This is a genomic window from Mesorhizobium sp. M7A.F.Ca.ET.027.03.2.1 (genome assembly GCF_003999175.1).
Taxonomy (GTDB): Bacteria; Pseudomonadota; Alphaproteobacteria; order Rhizobiales; family Rhizobiaceae; genus Mesorhizobium.
In genome coordinates this window covers 1-459 of the sequence record NZ_RZOM01001896.1, presented here as the reverse complement: position 1 = coordinate 459, position 459 = coordinate 1, and the positions used below count along the sequence as shown (strand labels likewise).

At 66.9% G+C, this 459-nt stretch carries 1 pseudogene; it reads right to left on the bottom strand.

What is annotated here, in order from left to right:
• Positions 1-443: pseudogene (locus EN750_RS38655) on the bottom strand (hypothetical protein); the annotation flags it as partial.
• Between the last annotated feature and the right edge of the window lie 16 nt (positions 444-459).

Sequence of the window (459 nt, the reverse complement as noted above, 5' to 3'; positions counted from 1 at the left end):
GCCGAGGCCGGAGCCGACATGTCGATGGCCGGAGCATCGGGAAGCGTGGCGTCCGGCATGATGTCGGGAACGACGGGCAGAACGCGGGAGCGCGGCGCATCGGCAGCGGATTGCACGGGTCCGTCGACGACGACATCGGGGGACGATGCCTGTCGGCCGGTTTCGACCGCGGGCGACGGGTCCGCTCCGAGTTCGACCGCCGGTGCATCGCCCTGCGGACCGACATCCGGCACCGCCGGCAGGAACTCGGATTCGATTTCGGTGATTTTCGCCTGGATTGCCTTGCGGCGCTTGATGGCGACCTCAACGGTCACACCGGGATTGGCCTTGAGCGCGCGATCGAGCGCGGCAAAAGCCGAGCGATAGACCCTCTCGCGGAACGCGCGGTCCTCGGCATTGCCTTTCTCCAAGGCGTTCCGGATCGCTTTTTCGATCGCGTCCAAGCGGGTCCCTCTGTCT